This window comes from Alteromonas sp. 76-1 (assembly GCF_900654235.1).
GTDB classification, from domain to species: Bacteria; Pseudomonadota; Gammaproteobacteria; order Enterobacterales; family Alteromonadaceae; genus Alteromonas; species Alteromonas naphthalenivorans.
Window position 1 is genome coordinate 1303159 of sequence record NZ_LR136958.1, and the last position, 16637, is coordinate 1319795.

17 protein-coding genes, 1 tRNA gene and 1 riboswitch are annotated in these 16637 nt (G+C 43.9%); of the genes, 16 read left to right on the forward strand and 2 right to left on the reverse strand.

The features are described 5' to 3' along the window. Nucleotides 1-303: 303 nt before the first annotated feature. From ALT761_RS05430 to ALT761_RS05455, 6 genes are read left to right on the forward strand one after another with little or no spacing between them, the layout of a single operon-like run. Nucleotides 304-1065: a DUF3450 domain-containing protein gene (locus ALT761_RS05430; RefSeq protein ID WP_129737144.1), complete on the forward strand. Its 762-nt coding sequence runs from the start codon at nt 304-306 to the stop codon at nt 1063-1065. 6 nt (nt 1066-1071) lie between these two features. Then, nucleotides 1072-2430 carry a MotA/TolQ/ExbB proton channel family protein gene (locus ALT761_RS05435; RefSeq protein ID WP_057793199.1) on the forward strand — a complete coding sequence of 453 codons (1359 nt, stop codon included), beginning with the start codon at nt 1072-1074 and terminating at the stop codon, nt 2428-2430. Between the two features lies 1 nt (nt 2431). Then, entirely contained in the window at nt 2432-2956 is a 525-nt protein-coding gene (locus ALT761_RS05440; protein ID WP_057793197.1) for a MotA/TolQ/ExbB proton channel family protein, read from the forward strand. 11 nt (nt 2957-2967) lie between these two features. Beyond that, a complete protein-coding gene (locus tag ALT761_RS05445; protein ID WP_013785032.1) occupies nt 2968-3366 on the forward strand; it encodes an ExbD/TolR family protein in 399 nt (132 codons plus the stop codon). Nucleotide 3367: 1 nt separating this feature from the next. Then, nucleotides 3368-3979 (forward strand): energy transducer TonB, encoded by a 612-nt coding sequence (locus ALT761_RS05450; RefSeq protein ID WP_013785031.1) that lies wholly within the window; start codon nt 3368-3370, stop codon nt 3977-3979. Nucleotides 3980-3981: 2 nt separating this feature from the next. Next, nucleotides 3982-5247 carry a tetratricopeptide repeat protein gene (locus ALT761_RS05455; protein WP_129737146.1) on the forward strand — a complete coding sequence of 422 codons (1266 nt, stop codon included), beginning with the start codon at nt 3982-3984 and terminating at the stop codon, nt 5245-5247. An 87-nt stretch (nt 5248-5334) separates the two neighbouring features. On the opposite strand, the gene ALT761_RS05460 is transcribed toward ALT761_RS05455, so the two are convergent. After that, nucleotides 5335-7713, reverse strand: coding sequence for a GNAT family N-acetyltransferase (locus ALT761_RS05460; RefSeq protein ID WP_129737148.1), 2379 nt, complete (start codon nt 7711-7713; stop codon nt 5335-5337). Nucleotides 7714-7781: 68 nt separating this feature from the next. Here ALT761_RS05460 and ALT761_RS05465 point away from each other — a divergent pair, with 68 nt between their 5' ends. From ALT761_RS05465 to ALT761_RS05510, 10 genes are all read left to right on the forward strand, one after another. Next, on the forward strand, nt 7782-8210 hold the full coding sequence (locus tag ALT761_RS05465; RefSeq protein ID WP_013785028.1) for an acyl-CoA thioesterase: 429 nt from the start codon (nt 7782-7784) through the stop codon (nt 8208-8210). 113 nt (nt 8211-8323) lie between these two features. Then, nucleotides 8324-8433: riboswitch (TPP riboswitch) on the forward strand. Nucleotides 8434-8487: 54 nt separating this feature from the next. Then, a complete protein-coding gene (locus ALT761_RS05470) occupies nt 8488-10587 on the forward strand; it encodes a TonB-dependent receptor (RefSeq protein WP_129737150.1) in 2100 nt (699 codons plus the stop codon). A 9-nt stretch (nt 10588-10596) separates the two neighbouring features. Then, nucleotides 10597-10875, forward strand: coding sequence for a hypothetical protein (locus ALT761_RS05475; protein ID WP_129737152.1), 279 nt, complete (start codon nt 10597-10599; stop codon nt 10873-10875). Further along, nucleotides 10872-11516: a nicotinamide riboside transporter PnuC gene (gene pnuC, locus ALT761_RS05480; RefSeq protein ID WP_129737154.1), complete on the forward strand. Its 645-nt coding sequence runs from the start codon at nt 10872-10874 to the stop codon at nt 11514-11516. Before ALT761_RS05475 ends, pnuC begins: the two co-directional genes overlap by 4 nt. Next, the gene (locus ALT761_RS05485) at nt 11473-12264 is read left to right on the forward strand and encodes a phosphotransferase (protein WP_129737156.1); all 792 of its coding nucleotides are present in this window, start codon (nt 11473-11475) and stop codon (nt 12262-12264) included. The genes pnuC and ALT761_RS05485 overlap by 44 nt, the downstream gene beginning before the upstream one ends. 115 nt (nt 12265-12379) lie before the next feature. Next, nucleotides 12380-12456: transfer RNA gene (locus ALT761_RS05490), tRNA-Trp, on the forward strand. A 181-nt stretch (nt 12457-12637) separates the two neighbouring features. Next, entirely contained in the window at nt 12638-13297 is a 660-nt protein-coding gene (locus ALT761_RS05495) for a hypothetical protein (protein ID WP_129737158.1), read from the forward strand. 23 nt (nt 13298-13320) lie between these two features. After that, nucleotides 13321-13770, forward strand: a complete 450-nt coding sequence (rimI, locus tag ALT761_RS05500) for a ribosomal protein S18-alanine N-acetyltransferase (RefSeq protein ID WP_129737160.1) — start codon at nt 13321-13323, stop codon at nt 13768-13770. 165 nt (nt 13771-13935) lie between these two features. Then, nucleotides 13936-14235, forward strand: a complete 300-nt coding sequence (locus ALT761_RS05505; RefSeq protein ID WP_129737162.1) for a 2OG-Fe(II) oxygenase — start codon at nt 13936-13938, stop codon at nt 14233-14235. Nucleotides 14236-14408: 173 nt separating this feature from the next. Further along, complete coding sequence (locus tag ALT761_RS05510) at nt 14409-15344, forward strand: DMT family transporter (protein ID WP_129737164.1); 936 nt, start codon at nt 14409-14411, stop codon at nt 15342-15344. 62 nt (nt 15345-15406) lie between these two features. Here the strand turns inward: ALT761_RS05510 and ALT761_RS05515 are convergent, their stop codons facing one another. Next, a complete protein-coding gene (locus ALT761_RS05515) occupies nt 15407-16294 on the reverse strand; it encodes a LysR family transcriptional regulator (protein WP_129737166.1) in 888 nt (295 codons plus the stop codon). Nucleotides 16295-16637 lie beyond the last annotated feature (343 nt).

Sequence of the window (16637 nt, forward strand, 5' to 3'; positions counted from 1 at the left end):
TTTTGCTCATAAACAAAAAAATAACCCTGTATTTGCCAGTTATTTGTACGTTGGAATGAATTCTGCAGGAGAATTCGAACGTATATTAAACAGATGATAAAAAATCTACTTGGTGTAAACAGGGTGTTACTTGACTCAGTGCTGTAATCCGTGTGAGTATAATACGTTCGTAGTACTGGAAGCTAAGGTCCGTACTACATTCCTAAAACATAATTGTGAAAGTTTAATACGCCCCTTGCCCGAACGGTTTTCCTTTATCGGCGAGGATTCAAATAAGAAATTTGGTTGGGAACTATGTCCAAAATGAGCAAGAGAACTCTTATTGCTTCTACTGTTATCGGTGCTTTCGCACTAACAGGTAGTGCAGTCTCTGCAGATACGCTTGAAGACCTTCATAAAGAAGAAGCGAAAATCCACGCAGCTGCAGCGAAATCTCAGGAAAAAATCAACACGTTGTTTGAACAGTCTCAAGAATTACTGGTTGAGTACCGTCAAACAGTAGATGAGACAGAAAACCTCAAAATATACAATGACTACATTGCGAGTCTTGTAGCAGATCAACAACGTGGTATTGATTCTTTGCAACGTCAAATTGACAGCATTGAACAAACTAAGCAGGGCATCGTTCCTCTTATGTTCCGCATGATCGATAGTCTTGAGAAATTCATCAAACTTGATCGTCCTATTCACTTAGACGAGCGTCTAGAGCGTGTTCAGCGTTTACGTGATGTTATGTCTAACTCTAACGTAACTGTTTCAGAACAGTTCCGCCAAGTAATCGAAGCATACTTGGTTGAAGTTGAGTACGGCACTAAGATTGACTCTTACCAAGGTACTATTGATAGCAACGGCACTGAGGTGACGGTTGACTTCTTTAACCTAGGTCGCACTGCACTAGTAGCATTGTCTCTTGACCAAGAAAACGCTTGGGCATGGAACAATGAAAGCCGCGCTTGGGAACAACTTGGCGACGAATATCTGTCATCAGTTGTTGACGCAGTTAAAATGGCTAATAACGTCATTCCTGCGGATCTGATCAAACTACCAATTAGTGCAGCGGAGTAATTGTTAATGAAACCAGTATTCAAATCTCTTTTAACCGCTGCCACTCTTGCGGTTGTAGCAACCGGAGCTCAGGCTCAGGAAGCAAAGAGCCTTAAAGAACTTTTAGACCAAGTTCAGGATAACCGTGTTTCTGAAACACGTATCAACAAACAGCGTGAAGCAGAGTTCCAATCTGCTCGTGCAGACAAGCAAGCGCTTCTTCGTAAAGCAGAATCTGAATTGAAAGCTGAACAGGGTCGTGGTGACCGTCTTCAACAACAATTCTCTGACAACGAAGTAACGCTTAACGAAAAAGCCGCTGAGCTTGACCAGGCAACTGGTACACTTGGTGAGATGTTCGGTGTGGTTCGTCAAGCTTCTTCAGAAGCTTATGGCCGTGTTGCTACATCAATCGTTAGTGCTCAATTCCCTGGCCGTGGTGAGTTCCTAGCTGGAATGGCAGAAGATTCTAAAGGTCTTCCTAACATTCAAGAACTAGAAGACCTATGGTTTGCGCTACAGAAAGAAATGACTGAAGGTGGCGAAACAGTTCGTTTCACTACAGAAGTTGTTAACCTTGACGGCGGTTCTTCACAGCAAGAAGTTGTTCGTATCGGTACTTTCAACCTTGTAGGTGAAGACGGCTACCTAACTTATGATGCTGAAAACGAAATTGTTCAGCCTCTAGGTCGCCAACCAGATAGCCGTTTTGTAGGTTCAGCTGACGATCTAATCGCAGCGACTTCAGGTATGGTTCCTTTTTATGCTGACCCTTCTCAAGGTGCAATCCTTGGTCTGTTGAAGCAAAAAGCAACAATGTCTGAGCGTTATCATGCAGGTGGTGTAGTAGGTTACACAATCACTGTAATGCTAGCGATTGGTCTACTTATCGGTCTTTACAAGCTAATTACACTTACGGTAGTTGCTGGTAAAATGCGTTCACAGCTTAAAAACCCAGGTAACCCTTCAGATGGCAACCCACTAGGTCGCATCTTGAAAGTTTATCAAGAGAACAAAGCTGCTGATGCTGAAAACTTAGAGCTTAAACTTGATGAAGCTATCTTACGTGAACTTCCACGTATCGAAAGCGGCATTAACGTAATCAAGATCTTTGCTGCAATCGCTCCGTTACTAGGTCTACTTGGTACGGTACTTGGTATGATCGCAACGTTCCAAACAATCACATTGTTCGGTACAGGCGACCCTCGTATGATGGCTGGCAGTATCTCTATGGCGCTTGTAACTACGGCTCAAGGTATTATCGCGGCATTGCCACTGATTCTTACTCACAGCATCGTAGCTTCACGTAGCAAATCAATCATCCACATTCTTGATGAGCAAACTGCGGGTATCGTAGCAGCTCATTCAGAGTCGGAGAGAGTGTAGAATGAATTACCTGATTGGATTAATAGAATCGGTCAGGGATTTTATCGCTACCGGCGGTGACGTGCTTTATTTCGTTGCTGCCGCGCTCTTTCTCATGTGGGTTTTAATGATTGAGCGTTATTGGTATTTAACCTCGGTCTTCCCAACGGTGAAGAAAAACATCATCAAAAATTGGGATGCCCGAGCAGATACCACATCTTGGTATGCGCATAGAATCCGTGACGCGTGGATTTCTCAGGCGTCAGATGATCTGAACGCTAGAATGCTGATTATTCGCACCATTATTGCAATGTGTCCGTTAATCGGGCTACTGGGAACAGTAACCGGTATGATCGGTGTTTTCGAGACAATGGCGACACAAGGCACCAGCAATGCACGTTTAATGGCAGCTGGTATCTCCATGGCAACAGTCCCGACTATGGCGGGAATGGTAGCCGCGCTTTCTGGACTGTTTATCAGTTCTCGTCTTGAAGCGAAAGTGAAGCTGGCACGCGAAGGGTTAGTTGATAGCCTGCCACATCATTAGAGAGAGATATTATGGCTCGAAAAGTCAGAATCGAGGAAGAAGACGCACAGATTGACATGACACCCATGTTGGATATCGTGTTTATCATGCTGATCTTCTTTATCGTTACCACTGTTTTCGTTAAAGAAGCAGGGATTGAAGTTAATAAGCCCGACGCGAGCCAGGCGGTTCTTCACAAGAACGCAAACATTTTCATAGCGGTAACAGAAGATGGAAGCGTTTGGTTAGATAAACGTGAAGTAGCGCCGGACAGCGTTAGAGCGAATATTGAACGACTGCTTACCGAGCAGCCAACTGACTACGTAATCATTCAGGCTGATGTTAAAGCCAAGCATGGTTTAGTAGTAGAAATTATGGATCAGGTTAAAGCTGCAGGCGTTAATCGTGTTTCGGTAGCGGCAAGGGGTTAAGATGTTACGTATAATTGTATCTATATTCTTAGGTGCTGGTGTTGCATTTGCCCTGTTCGTACTTATGGCTAAGTTGATTGAAAACTCAGCCAGACCTGCGGACGAAGTACCTGAAGCACCGGTAATCGATATTGTGATGCAGGAACCAGACGATCAGACGCAAACGCGTCAACGTGTTCCGCCTCCGCCTCCACCTCCGCCTCAACAGCCTCCTAAAATGGAGCTTGTTGAGCCAGAAGCAGCTGAACCGGATGCAGATGGCTTTAGCCTAGCAATCCCAGCTATTGATACTGGTGGTGTTGGTGTAAACATTGGTGGTGTTGGCGCTATGCAGCGTGATGGCGATGCTACTCCAATCGTTCGTATCGATCCGAAATATCCGCCTGATGCAGCCCGTGATGGCCGTGAAGGTTGGGTAAGATTGTCTTTCACTATCAATGAAATTGGTGGTGTAGACGACATCGAAGTAATCGAAGCTGAACCTAAGCGTGTATTCGACCGTGAGGCACGACGTGCATTACGTAAGTGGAAATACAAGCCTAAGATTGTTGACGGCAAAGCTGTTAAGCAGACTGGCATGTTCGTACAGCTAGACTTTAAACTGGAGCAATGATCATGATGAAAAATAAATTCAAAATGTCTGCATTTGCTTTAGTGCTTGGTGCCGGTGCAGTATTTTCTGCACCAGCGGCACTAGCACAGTCTTCACCTGTTATGTGCCCTGGTTACGAAAAGGCTAAAACAACCTTAGTAGGCGAGCGTACAGGTAAAAAAGTTCAAAAAGCATTTGAGTTTTACAACGAAGATCAAGTTGATGAAGCGTTAAACATTTTATATGAAATTGACCCTTCTGAAGATTTCGATGCGGCGTATGTAAATCGCTTTATCGGTAACTTATTAGCTGCACAAGAAGGTAAAGGCTCTAAAGCACTTGGTTATTTGAACCAGTCTGTAGAACCGAAAGTATTGAATGATCTCGAGCATTCTCAAACACTTAAGTTATTAGGTGATTTGAACATGCAAGAGAACAAATACACTGATGCGATTAAATGGTATAACGCGTGGATGGACTTTACGTGTAAAGAAGATGCAGACGTTTATACCCGTTTAGCGCAAGCTTATTATGAAGCAGGTCAATTAGATAAGATGATTGAGCCAGCTGACAGAGCAATAGCTTTGTATGATGAGCCAAATAAAAACCCTTATGTGTTAAAGCTAACGTCATATTACGAACGTAAGATGTTTCCTCAAACAGTGGCAGTTGCAGAAGAACTTGTTCGCAATTTCCCTGAGGAGCCGCGTTGGTGGACTCAACTTGGTTTCTTCTACCTTTCAGTAGAAGACTTCGAGAAAGGTTTGTCTACGTTCGAAATGGCTTACATTCAAGGTTACCTTAAGAAAGTAAATGAGATTAAAACGTTATCTCAGTTGTTCCAAACCAACGGCATGCCTTTTAAAGCTGCTCAGATTTTGGAAAAACACGTTAAATCTGGTTTACTTGAAGATGATGCCGATATGTTAGCGAGTATTGCTAACGCATATCACCAGGCTAAAAACTACGACAAAGCAGCTACGCTTTATGCTAAAGCTGCCGCGAAGAGTTCAGATCCTGAGCATTACAGAAAGCAAGGTACCTTATTGTTAGTTGCTGAAGATTACAAAGGCGCGATTAAAGCATTAAACAATGCATTAGAACGCGGCGTTGAAAATCCTGGTAAAGTTCACTTCACCCTAATGGAAGCGAACTTCTACGCAGGCGACTTCAGAGAAGCTTATAAGCACATTCAAGAAGCGAAGAAAGATCGCTCACTACGTCGTAATGCGGCGGCTTGGGAGCCTTACATTAAAGAGAAGGCTAAGAACCGCGGTATTAACATTTAGTAGTTATATCGATAAATAAAAAGGCCTCCGTTTGGAGGCCTTTTTTTTTGCTGAATTTACTTAAAAGAATTAATGCCTCAGGTGACCTCACGTCATTACACAAGACAACATATAGCGTACTTTTTTTCTTAGTGCGTCAGTTAATGCCTTACGACCACTTACGTTTAACAGCTGAATAAGCTGATTAGTGGGGAGTGGGTATGTGCCAAGTAATAAAAGAAGTTGAGGTGTAACTGCTTCAGTTTCATTCGTACACATCTTAGTTATCATCTTCGTAGACTTTTTTGCATTGCTAATATACTTAGTAGATACAGATAGCTCGGCGGCCAGCGCGTTTAACGCAAAACCAACTTGGTTTAGCGGCCTAGTAGCATTCACAAAGTGCTGTAGCTTTACCATTAGTGTTTTCCTTACGATATCCGGTAAGGCACTCAGAGGTATATTTTCGTTTTTTTGGCTATGCGCAAACAAACAAGACAGTATTTCTTGTTGCGGCCGATAGCGTTCAGATACGGCTATTACCACCAACGCACTAGTCTCTCCGCTTGCTTTGTTGGGTTTTTCACCCATAGCTACCAGTTCGAACCCGCATTGCTCCCAAAAGTGATTAAGCTTATAAGAGGTGCCATAGGAGCTAGTTATTGCGTCAATGTCTTGCGAAAGGGCTTGCGATTTAATAAAGCGTAAAAGGCCTGTACCTAGACCTTGGCCTTGAAGATGAGGAGCTACTGCAATGCGGTTTATTCGCCAATAACGATAAGATGCAGTCTCCGGATTTGCCGTGAGTAGCGTAAGCCTTTGCGCACCTAAATGTCCTTTAGGACGGCGGGAACCATCGGCAATTCCTTCTTGTACATCAGCTAAAATCTCGCCACCTTCACAATTTATTACTGCAGCTGCAATTAAATGACTTGCGTGCCATTCGGTGAACAATATGACATCTGGGCTGTCACAAAGCCGCATGAAGTCATCGGGTGTGGTCTGATAGTGGGCAGTGGCCAGCAGTTGCATAACACTCTGTAATTGGTGTTCTGATAATGTAGACACCAAACCCATCCTGTAGTCATTTTTACAGTTGTCTGTTGATGGTTTATGCAGTACTTCTATCGGTCTCTCTATCGGTATTTCTCTCCGTCCTTCTCTCCGTACTTCTTGTGGTACTTGCCGCGGTGCATCACTGACAGTATTCAATGTTTCTGCATCTTCAAATAAGCAAATATTATGTATCAGGTTTTCTAGTTTATCGTGCTTAGGCCAGCGCAGCGGTGTACGCAATGAAAGGTGCACCGCGCCTTCAGCTTCAAAAGCAGGTAGCATGCGTTGCATAAAGCCTTGCCCACTCCCTTCGTATCCCTGCAATGTTGTGGTGATCACATAGTTATCATGAGCGCCAATTAACAACTTAAGAACAGGCAAGGGGAAGGATGCTGCTTCATCAATAATAAGAAAGTCAAAGTCACCATTAATAAGCATGGGGTTATCTGGTGCAAGCCACTGTGCGCTGCCACCTTTCTCAATACTAAAAATCTCTTTGGTGGCCGATTTAGCAGCGTCTGCCTCAGTGTTATTACTATCAGGGGCATTAACCGTGTAGTCCGTAAACTGACCTGCTTGGTCTTTGTCCTCTGAATTAAGTAAACCCATGCCTAGGCGAATATGCTTGAAAAGGGTGCTTGTGTTGTCACGAATGGCGCTCGTGATAACTACTTTCTCGCCTTTATTCAGTCTTGAAGCGACAAACAACCCTACTAGCGCAGACTTTCCTCTGCCTCTAGGCGCTGTGATGACAGCTTTACGAACATATTGCGACCACCTATTTTTCAGGCAATCAAATGCTAGCTGTTGATCCAGTGATTTAAACTGTGGTTTGCGGGTTTCGTCATCACCTAGTGGCTGAGTTGCTTGTGCACTTTTTGAAACTAACGGATTGACCGAGCCTTCGGGTTCAATCGGGTTTACATTGTTTAATGAATCAAACGCATCGCTCCCCACTAAATCGGGGATATGGCAATGGTTACCATCCCATACAGCTACGTCTGCATTGCTTTTTATTATTGCGACAAGCCTTTTTATATAAAGGCTTTGGGTTGCTTTAAACCCACGAGATAGATGCGTATGACTGGCGTATAAATGCCAAGAGGCTAACGCAGGGCAGCATAAAATGAGACAACCACCCCAACGAATAGTGCCTGCAATGGCCATCATATTTCCAGGATTAAACCCATGATGTGAGTGTACCACCCCGATATCGCATTCATTACCTAGCAAATGTTTGCGAAGGAGTGAGGTCTCCCCGCCGATTTCTTTAACGATAAGTGAAGAGGGAATATCGCTCAAAAGAGACGTTAAACGCTGGTTAACCCATTCATAATCGCCAGAAAGCACAAGCAGACGTCGATGCTCGGTATGTCGTGCTTGCGAATAAATAGGGTTAAACAACCATTGAGTTAATTCCGGTGGCGCCATAGATGTGTTTTTTCGGTATAATTAAGACTTTCTGTGCTTATAGTAACTACTTATCTAAAGGAATTCGAATGCGCTTTCTTTCTCGGCGTCTAGTGATGCCAAACGACTTAAATTATGCCAACTCTTTATTTGGCGGCCGCGCACTTGAGTGGATTGATGAAGAGGCTGCTATCTGGGCAATTTGTCAATTAGAAACCAATTGTTTGGTTACCAAGCATATAGGGGAAATTAGTTTTGAGTCGCCTGCACTGCAAGGGGATATTGTTGAGTTTGGTCTTGAAACCAAGGCTGTGGGTAGAACGTCGATTACCGTAAGTTGTTTAGTGCGCAATAAAGCCACTAAAAAGACGATTTGTTTTGCTGACGACATCGTCTTCGTTAAAGTTGACCCAGAATCACGCCAACCTGCAGCGCATGGTAAAACACTTGAAGCGTTAGTGTCTCAAACTAACGAAGAAGTACGAAAGCTTAATCTAGAATTAGAAGAACAAAAATAAAGTCAAAAGACCAAAATACGAAGTCTACTGTTACGCTAAGTTAACCGTTTAATATCTTGACGGTTTTGGCGTAACTGGTAGACTCCTCGCTGTATTCGGTATTCTAACTGAATGCATATACCAAGGGGTGTCCGTACCGCGGACTGAGATTCACATCATCACTGTGAGAACCCTTACACCTGATCCGGATAATGCCGGCGTAGGGATGGTTGACCACATAGTCGTATCACCTGCCGTACACCCGGATCTTTTTTCTTAGAAAAGAATAAGAGATCCCATGCAAAAACCAATATTTTGTTTTTCTTTAATTGCTGCATCGCTTTGTGCTAATGCGCAAACCTCTGAACAAGAAACACAACTTGAAGACGTTGAACGTATAGTCGTTAGCGGAGACTTTCGCGAAACCGTATTAGATCAGCTAAGTGCCAGTGCTACCATTTTGGGCGCTAAGCGCTTAAGCAGTCGCCAGCCTACCCATATTGATAGTGTGCTAAACAGTGTGCCGAACGTGAATTTCGCCGCAGGCGCCTCACGAGGCCGCTTTGTGCAAATACGAGGTATCGGTGAACGTAGTCAATTTGTAGAACCTATTAATCCTTCTGTTAGTTTCATCGTTGACGAATTTGATTTCTCTGGTCTTGCGGCAGCGGGGCTTATTTTTGATACGCAGCAACTAGAAGTGTACCGAGGCCCACAGGCCACTTTATTTGGTTCTGGCGCGTTAGCCGGTGCAGTAAAGCTGTCTAGCACGCCTGTAGGTTCAGAGGGCGCTGACTATGTTGAATTAAGAGCTGGTAACAAAGATAGTTATCGCGTGGAAGTGGCTACAGGTGATGATATTAACCAAGATTGGGGATATCGCGTTGCGCTAATGCACAACCGTAGTGATGGTTTTGTAGAAAATACCGTGGTTGATAGTTATGGCACCGAGCAAAAGCGTGATGATACTAATAATCTCGATGAAACCGCAGCGCGCATCAGTATTGCTGGGAATGTTGACGAAAGAAGTACTTTGGCGCTGACATATCGTTGGTATGACATCGACAATGGGTACGATGCGTTCTCTCTAGACAATAATAATCAGACCTTATCTGATGAGCCTGGCTTTGACACCCATCAAACTCATGCGGTAAGTGCGAGATCTACTACCTCGACTAATGGCGGTGACTTTATTCTTATCGCCACTCATGCATCACACAATATCGGTTATGGATATGACGAAGATTGGACTTATGAAGGTTTTCACCCTTTCGGGTATACCTCATTCGACGCTTATTTTCGTGATGTAGACACACAAACCGCAGAAGTACGCTTTGTATCATCAGACAGTGCCGCGTTATTTGATGGCGCGACCGCTTGGACGCTTGGCGCTTTTTATAAAACCAGCGAAGAAGATTTGTTACGACAGTACACCTATGCATCAGGTGATTTCACCAGTGTGTATGAACCTACCACCAAAGCAGTATATTTACAGACTGAATCTACGCTTACCAATAGTCTAACGCTAGTGGCAGGATTACGTGTAGAAAACTATGGTTTTGACTATTCAGATAACAATGGCCTTGAAAGTAGTCATGATACTACGATGACAGGCGGGAAAGTGGCATTGCAGTACGCCGCAGAGAGCCATTTTTACTACGCCAGTATTTCTCGCGGTTATAAAGGGGCAGGGTACAACCCTGACGAACGAGTATCCGACGAGCAGCGATTCTTTGATGAAGAATACAACTGGAATTATGAGCTTGGTGTTAAAGGACCTTTGCTAATACCAGAACTTACCATGCGAGCCGCCCTTTTCTATATGGATAGGGACGATACGCAAGTGAGTAATTTTGATGTTCAAATTCGAGAAGACGGCACACCTGATTTTATCGACATTATAGACAACGCTGATATAGGCACCAACAAAGGTGCTGAGCTAGAGTTAAGTTGGCTGGTAGATACAAACTGGACCATGAACATGAGTTTAGGCTACCTAGATGCTACCTTTGAAGATTATACGCTGACCGACGGCACTGTGATTGAAGAACAGCGCCAAGCACAAGCACCTAAATACACGGCTAACTTATTTAGTGAGTTATCTATCACTGATGATGTGCTTTGGCGTATTGATATCGACTTTAAAGACAGTTATCGCTTTTCTGATGGGCATGACGTAGAGGCCCCTTCGACTACGTTAGTGAACAGTGAAATTGTATGGTTTTCCAATGTTTGGCAAACCAGCGTGTGGGTTAAAAATGCCTTTGATGAAGAATATTACACCAGAGGTTTTGGTGGATTCAGTAACGATCCTCGTGATGAGTATGCGTTTGCAGAACCTTACTATCAATTAGGTAATGGCCGCCAGTTCGGTGTTACCGTTAAATACGAATTCTAGGAGTACGCTATGCAAGTCATGGTTGAGCTATCGCTATACCCCCTAGTTGGGGAATACATTGAGCCCATTCAGCAATTTATCGATCGTTTAAATAGCTACGGTGATATTAGCGTATTAACGACGTCTACTAGTACGCAAGTATCTGGTGATTACGGTCATGTAATGACTATTCTTGGCAAGGAAATGCAGCGAACTCACGAAGAAGTCGGGCAGGCTATTTTTGTGGCGAAGTTCCTAAACTACGATGCCATGCAGGCCAATAAGCAAGCCAGAAAAGCTGAAGCATGAGTGCATTTTTCACTGAGTTTTTGTCTCAGATAGCAGCTACATCAAAATTGGAATGGCTAGCAGTAGTGCTTGCCATTGCCTATGTGTTGCTTGCGGCTAAACAAAATAGCTGGTGTTGGCTTTGCGCCTTCGCCAGCACGGCTATTTATACCTGGCTGTTTTGGCAGGTGACGTTGCCATTTCAGTCCATACTGAATTTTTTCTATATGATAATGGCGGGCTATGGTTATTATCAGTGGTCAAAAGGGGGAGGCGAGGGTACAGAGAAGCGGGTACGTTCATGGCCGCTGTGGGTACATCTAACGATAGTCCCTGTGCTGTTGTGCTGTGCGTGGGGATTGTCTAAATTAGTGACCGCCCAATTTAATAGTGAGCATCTATTGCTAGATGCGAGTATCCAATTGTTAAGCATAGTTACCACTTTTATGGTGGCACACAAAGTTCTACAAAATTGGATTTACTGGTTTTTTATTAATTTGGCCTCCGCCTTTTTATATTTTCAAGTGGGGATGGCATTATCAGCATGCTTGTTCCTTGGATACGTAGGATTCTCGATTTTTGGGTATCTACAATGGCAAGCGCAGTGGAATAGGCAAGATGAAACCGGAAACTATCATTCCGCTTTTGAAAGAAGCACTTAATTTATCTGATTCGGCCACAGTGGAACGCCACCCTGCAGGCTTGGTGAATCAGGTGTACCATCTGAAAGACGGTACGCGTGGGTTTGCGGTCAAATGGGTCGGAGAAGATGCGTTCAGCGGCATCGACAGATTCCATCAATTTGTATTGCAACAGCAACTTGCAGAGCGAGGCATTGCACCAAAGCCTGTTTGGTTAAGCGATGATGAATTAATTTGGGTAGAGCAATGGGAAGAAAAAGCCGATCCTCATCCCAGTATTCGTTCTCCAGAAGCGCTAGCATCAGTACTTGCCCGTGTGCATAGGCTACCTATCACCGCTAGACCACTCAACTTATTTTCTCGTTGGTTGCACTACATATATGCCGCTGGTTTAAAAGAGGGAGATTCGCTTTACGACCAGGCAATTCAACTTCGTGCAAGCTTAGTGAAAAGTGAAGGCAACACAGACGACTATGTGCTGTGTCATAACGACTTACTTGCTCATCATGTGGTACGTGATTCCACGCCTTTTATTGTTGATTGGGAATACTCCGCCATGGGTAATCGCTATTTCGATGTAGCAGGGTGTGCAAAGATAAACGCAATGAGCGAAGTACAAACACAGGCATTAGCCATCGCCTATGCAAAAGAAGTCGGTAAAGATGAAGGTGAGGTCTTATCGCAAGTTCAGCTACACATGGAAATCGTTAACGTGACTAACGATTTGTGGCAGGCAGCCCTTGAGGCTAATAAGCAAACTGCTGGCTAAAGTACGCTTTTTGTTTGTTTTCACAGCGCTTTGTTTGTTTAATAAGCGGTAGTGCATAAGGTAGTAGAAAAATGCTTTACCTTTTAAACGTCATCCGTATAATGCACAGCGCGCTAGGGGTGTAGTTCGAATTGGTAGAACAGCGGTCTCCAAAACCGATGGTTGGGGGTTCGAGTCCCTCCACCCCTGCCACTTTCCCTTCTTGTTTTTTTAATTCATTTTTATCATCTTTTGCTATTCTCAAGCTTAGTTAAATTCAGCAAGTAAATCATTCTGTATCTGCCATTTTTATTCTGGTTACCACTTCTATTCTCGTTACCTTTTTTGTTCTCGTTAATATACAATGTTAAGCAATTAAACGAGGTTGGATTTTATGTCGCTTTCTACTTTTCAGCGTGCTGTGTTGCAAGAAATGGGGATCCCGGTATGGGTGAGCCAGTCATCACTGCAAGATGAAGACTCGAACTCAGTTCCAGCTGGTGTTGCTAATAATCGCTCTGCCAGTGCTTCTTTTGTAACGGCTAATAACCATTCGCCAGCAATGCCTTCTAATGAAGAAAAGCAAAGCCGGTTGGCACAACTTCGTGCGCAGGTATCATCAGATTCCCCCAAAGCCTCTGGCCAATCTAAACCTGGTGGCCAGAACATCAGTGGTTCGCCGGCATCGGCACCGCAATCGATAGCTAGCAGTGCAAGCCAAGGGCAGTTCAAATCTGAGTCTACTAATTCATCGAGCCAATCATCCAGCTTTTCATCCAATCCTGCTCCAAGTGATACACCCGCTATGGTTGAATTAACCCAGGCGCAGCGTTTACAGGGTAAGCAGTGGCTACAAGATGTAGATGTTGCACTAGCGTATCTTCAACTACCCTTAACCAGCACTCAGGTAAAGATAGGGCAAGCTGTAGCAGTAACTCACGATGGCATCGTTTTACCATCAGCGCCTCACTTGCTTACAGCGGCAATGCAAAAGCAGCTGTGGAAAATGCTTTGTGCTTTATCCAACAATACAAGTTCGCCTGAAGTGCGTTAAATTCCTAAACTCGGTTGTCTATTTTGCATATCCAATTAGTTTCAGATACACGTTGTACGGGCGCATTAGCGCAAGCCTACGGTATTCACGAAGCGTCCCAATTCAAACCTTGGTCTTATGACACGTTTGCTGATTGCACAACGGCTCCCTATTTCGGTGTCCTTGCCATAAAAGACGATCAAGTAGTGGGTTACGCACTAGTACTTGAAGTGGTTGATGAAGCTACTTTAATGGATATTGCGGTAGACAAGCGTTACCGCCAAGAAGGGATAGGGCGGACGTTAGTGGAATATGTAAAACAACACGCTCAGCAAAACAAAATGTCGTCCATGTGGTTAGAAGTTCGAGCCAGTAATGTTGGGGCAATTAATCTTTACGAAAATACTGGCTTTGAACATATTGAAGTAAGAAAAGGCTATTACCAAACGGCTAAGGGCAAAGAAGACGCCAAAATAATGAAGGCTTCTTTCTAAACCGAGCATGCTAAACAAAAAATACTAAACAGAACACGCTAAACTGAATACATAATCGCACAAGTTATACCTTCTCGATCTACCCGTATACTTACGTTCCACACCTGTTCTTTGAGACAATACCATTCAATGTTTACTTTGTTAAAAACTAACTAATGAGGATAAATGCCAAAGGTTATCAATCGGGAGATTGTGCGATTTAAACGGTTTGCAATTAATCTGGTGACCTATCCTGAAGGTCATCGGGTAATGAGACATAACGACCCTGTTAGCGAAGGAAAATACTATAAGTTCAATGTAGTATTAAAGCAGCCAAAAGTAGGTGGGGAGTTCTGCGCCGACAAGGTTATCTTTAACCTGTTTAATCGTGTGTATTTCTTCAGGCCCGATTTATACAGTCATAGTGTCACGCCCATTCAAAAGGGACAGCGTAAGCTTTTGTCGGTAGCTATACTATTGCCTTAGCCCAACCTTTAGTTCCCTTGGTCTTCGTGCGCGATAAGGCGCCTAAATATGTCGTTAAGGTTTATTTTCTGTTCAACGTAATTCCCGTATATTGCGCGCCTCAGTAAGATTTCACTTACTGTGCTTATTTTTTGTGAAACTGCCCATGCTTTTTCATTTTACAGGTATCTACTATGTCTTCTGCGTCGCCAGCTCCGTCCGTTCAAGCCAAGGGCATTAAAATGCTGTTTGTTTCAGTGTTGTGCTTAGGCTTAAGTTGGCCAGCAATGAAACTAGGCTTAGATTCCGTAAGTGCGTATTGGATGGTGGCACTTAGGCTATTATTTGCGTTACCTGTTATCGCCTTATTCGTGTTTATCACCAAAAAACGATTACCTATTTTTTCACGCACCGATCGCGCGGTTATCTTTACGGTAGCGGTGGTACAGTTTATTGGCTCTATGGGGTTAATTACGGTTTGCTTGCAATATATTCCAGCAGGTACGGCGAGTATTCTAATTTACACCACACCATTGTGGATGTTAGTCATTGATACCTTGTGGTATCGACAGCGTCCTACAACAAAACGATTATTACTCACCAGCACATCCACATTAGGTGTGGCTATGATTTTGTTTGCATCTGGCCAGCCTGGAGCTTGGTTACCTTTGTTTGGCATGCTGTTAGCATCAGGGCTATGGGCAGTGTCTATAAGGCGTGTATCATTTCACAAATGGCATGGCAGTGTTATAGATGCGGTGTTTTGGCAGTTCGCGTTGGCCGGTGTGGTAATGCTAGCTGTTGCGTGTGTCATCGAGGGTGTCCCCAATTTTTCTGAATACGGTTGGCGAGGTTGGTTGTCACTATCTTACATTGGGCCAGTTGCTACGGGCTTAGGTTTTGGTCTTATGGTGTCGGCAGGGCCAAAGCTCCCGCCTGAGCGCATCGTACTTATCAGCACGCTTACACCTATTATTGGCTACGTAAGTTCGGTGATTCTTCTCGGTGAAACTTTGCTGCCAATGGTGATTGTTGGCGCCACCGTTATGCTTTGTGCGCTGACCCTCAATGCGTTGCCAAAGTCGGCATTAAAAAAATTGATATCAAAGGTGCCCGGGCAAACTAAATAAATAGGTAAACAGGGCGAACAAATAAGCTGGTGCTCTGTTATACCTGTACTAGAACGAAGTCGCTATAGCGTGAGGCGTGGTTGTATAAAATCTAAGAAAGCCGAGATGCGTGAGGATACTGAACTGTTTCGGTAGTACACCGCTTGTACAGGTTCTCTATTGTTTGGTGTAAGTAAGTGCTCGCCTAATACGCTGACAAGTTTTCCGTTTTTTAAATCATTTGCCACCATAAAGTGCGACAGCAGAGCAATGCCTTGGCCTGCCAAGCATAGTTGCCTGATGGTTTCCCCACTAGATGCCTTTAAGTCGAAGTTGAGTTTAACCTCTTCTGATAAAGGCCATCGGTTCAAGCTTGCGCTACTGGAAAACCCAATGAGTCGATGTTTGCTCAATGAAGACAGCGCAACATCAACGTTCGAGCTAGCGAGGTATTCTGGACTTGCCACTATATGAAGCGCGCTTCGCCCCAAGGTTTTTGCATGTAGGTTAGAATCGCTAAGGTCACCGATTCGAATGGCAATATCGGTTTTGTGTTCAAGCAAATCTATAATATTGTCGTGACTGGTGATATCGAGTTTTATTTCTGGGTACGCTTCGCGAAACTCGCCAATCAACGGGGTTATCTGATGCAGAACGAATGGGCTTGCAGCGTCTACTCTTAATAATCCAGAAGGCTTTTGATTTAGCAAACGTAGCGCTTCTTCGCCTCTTTCCAACAAATTCAAACTATCACGGGCGTACTGTAAATAGACTAGCCCTTCTTCGGTTAGCTCTAATCGGCGGGTGGTACGATTGAGTAGGGTGACATCAAGTACACCTTCTAAACGTCCCACAGCGCGAGACACTTTAGCCACTTGCTGACCTAGCAATTCAGATGCGCGAGAAAAGCTGCCAGTATCTACAACAGCAACAAAGGCTTCGATATCTTCGGTCTTAGCATTAACAGGCATAGATTTTAGTCTATTTAATATTTTAGAAGCTTATGTTTGAAAGTTTAAAGCTTTCAAGGCTAATATACGAGAGGGCGTGTTAAGAGCGCCTGCCAGTCCACGGCTGGATTATAAGCGCCAGAGTATTCGTCAACGCCTCCTCATCGCGGTCATTAATACCAGAGTCTAAACAGTACATTATCAATAACGACAAAAGTATTTTGGTATTATCACTATTTTTTACAACCAAAACAATCTGCATTACGCGGCCTAGTCAAAGCAAACATTCAATAATTTCACGCGCGATGAATTATTACAGGCTGGGCATCACGTCTTGCGATGCGTAAAAAGCTATTGAAGACAA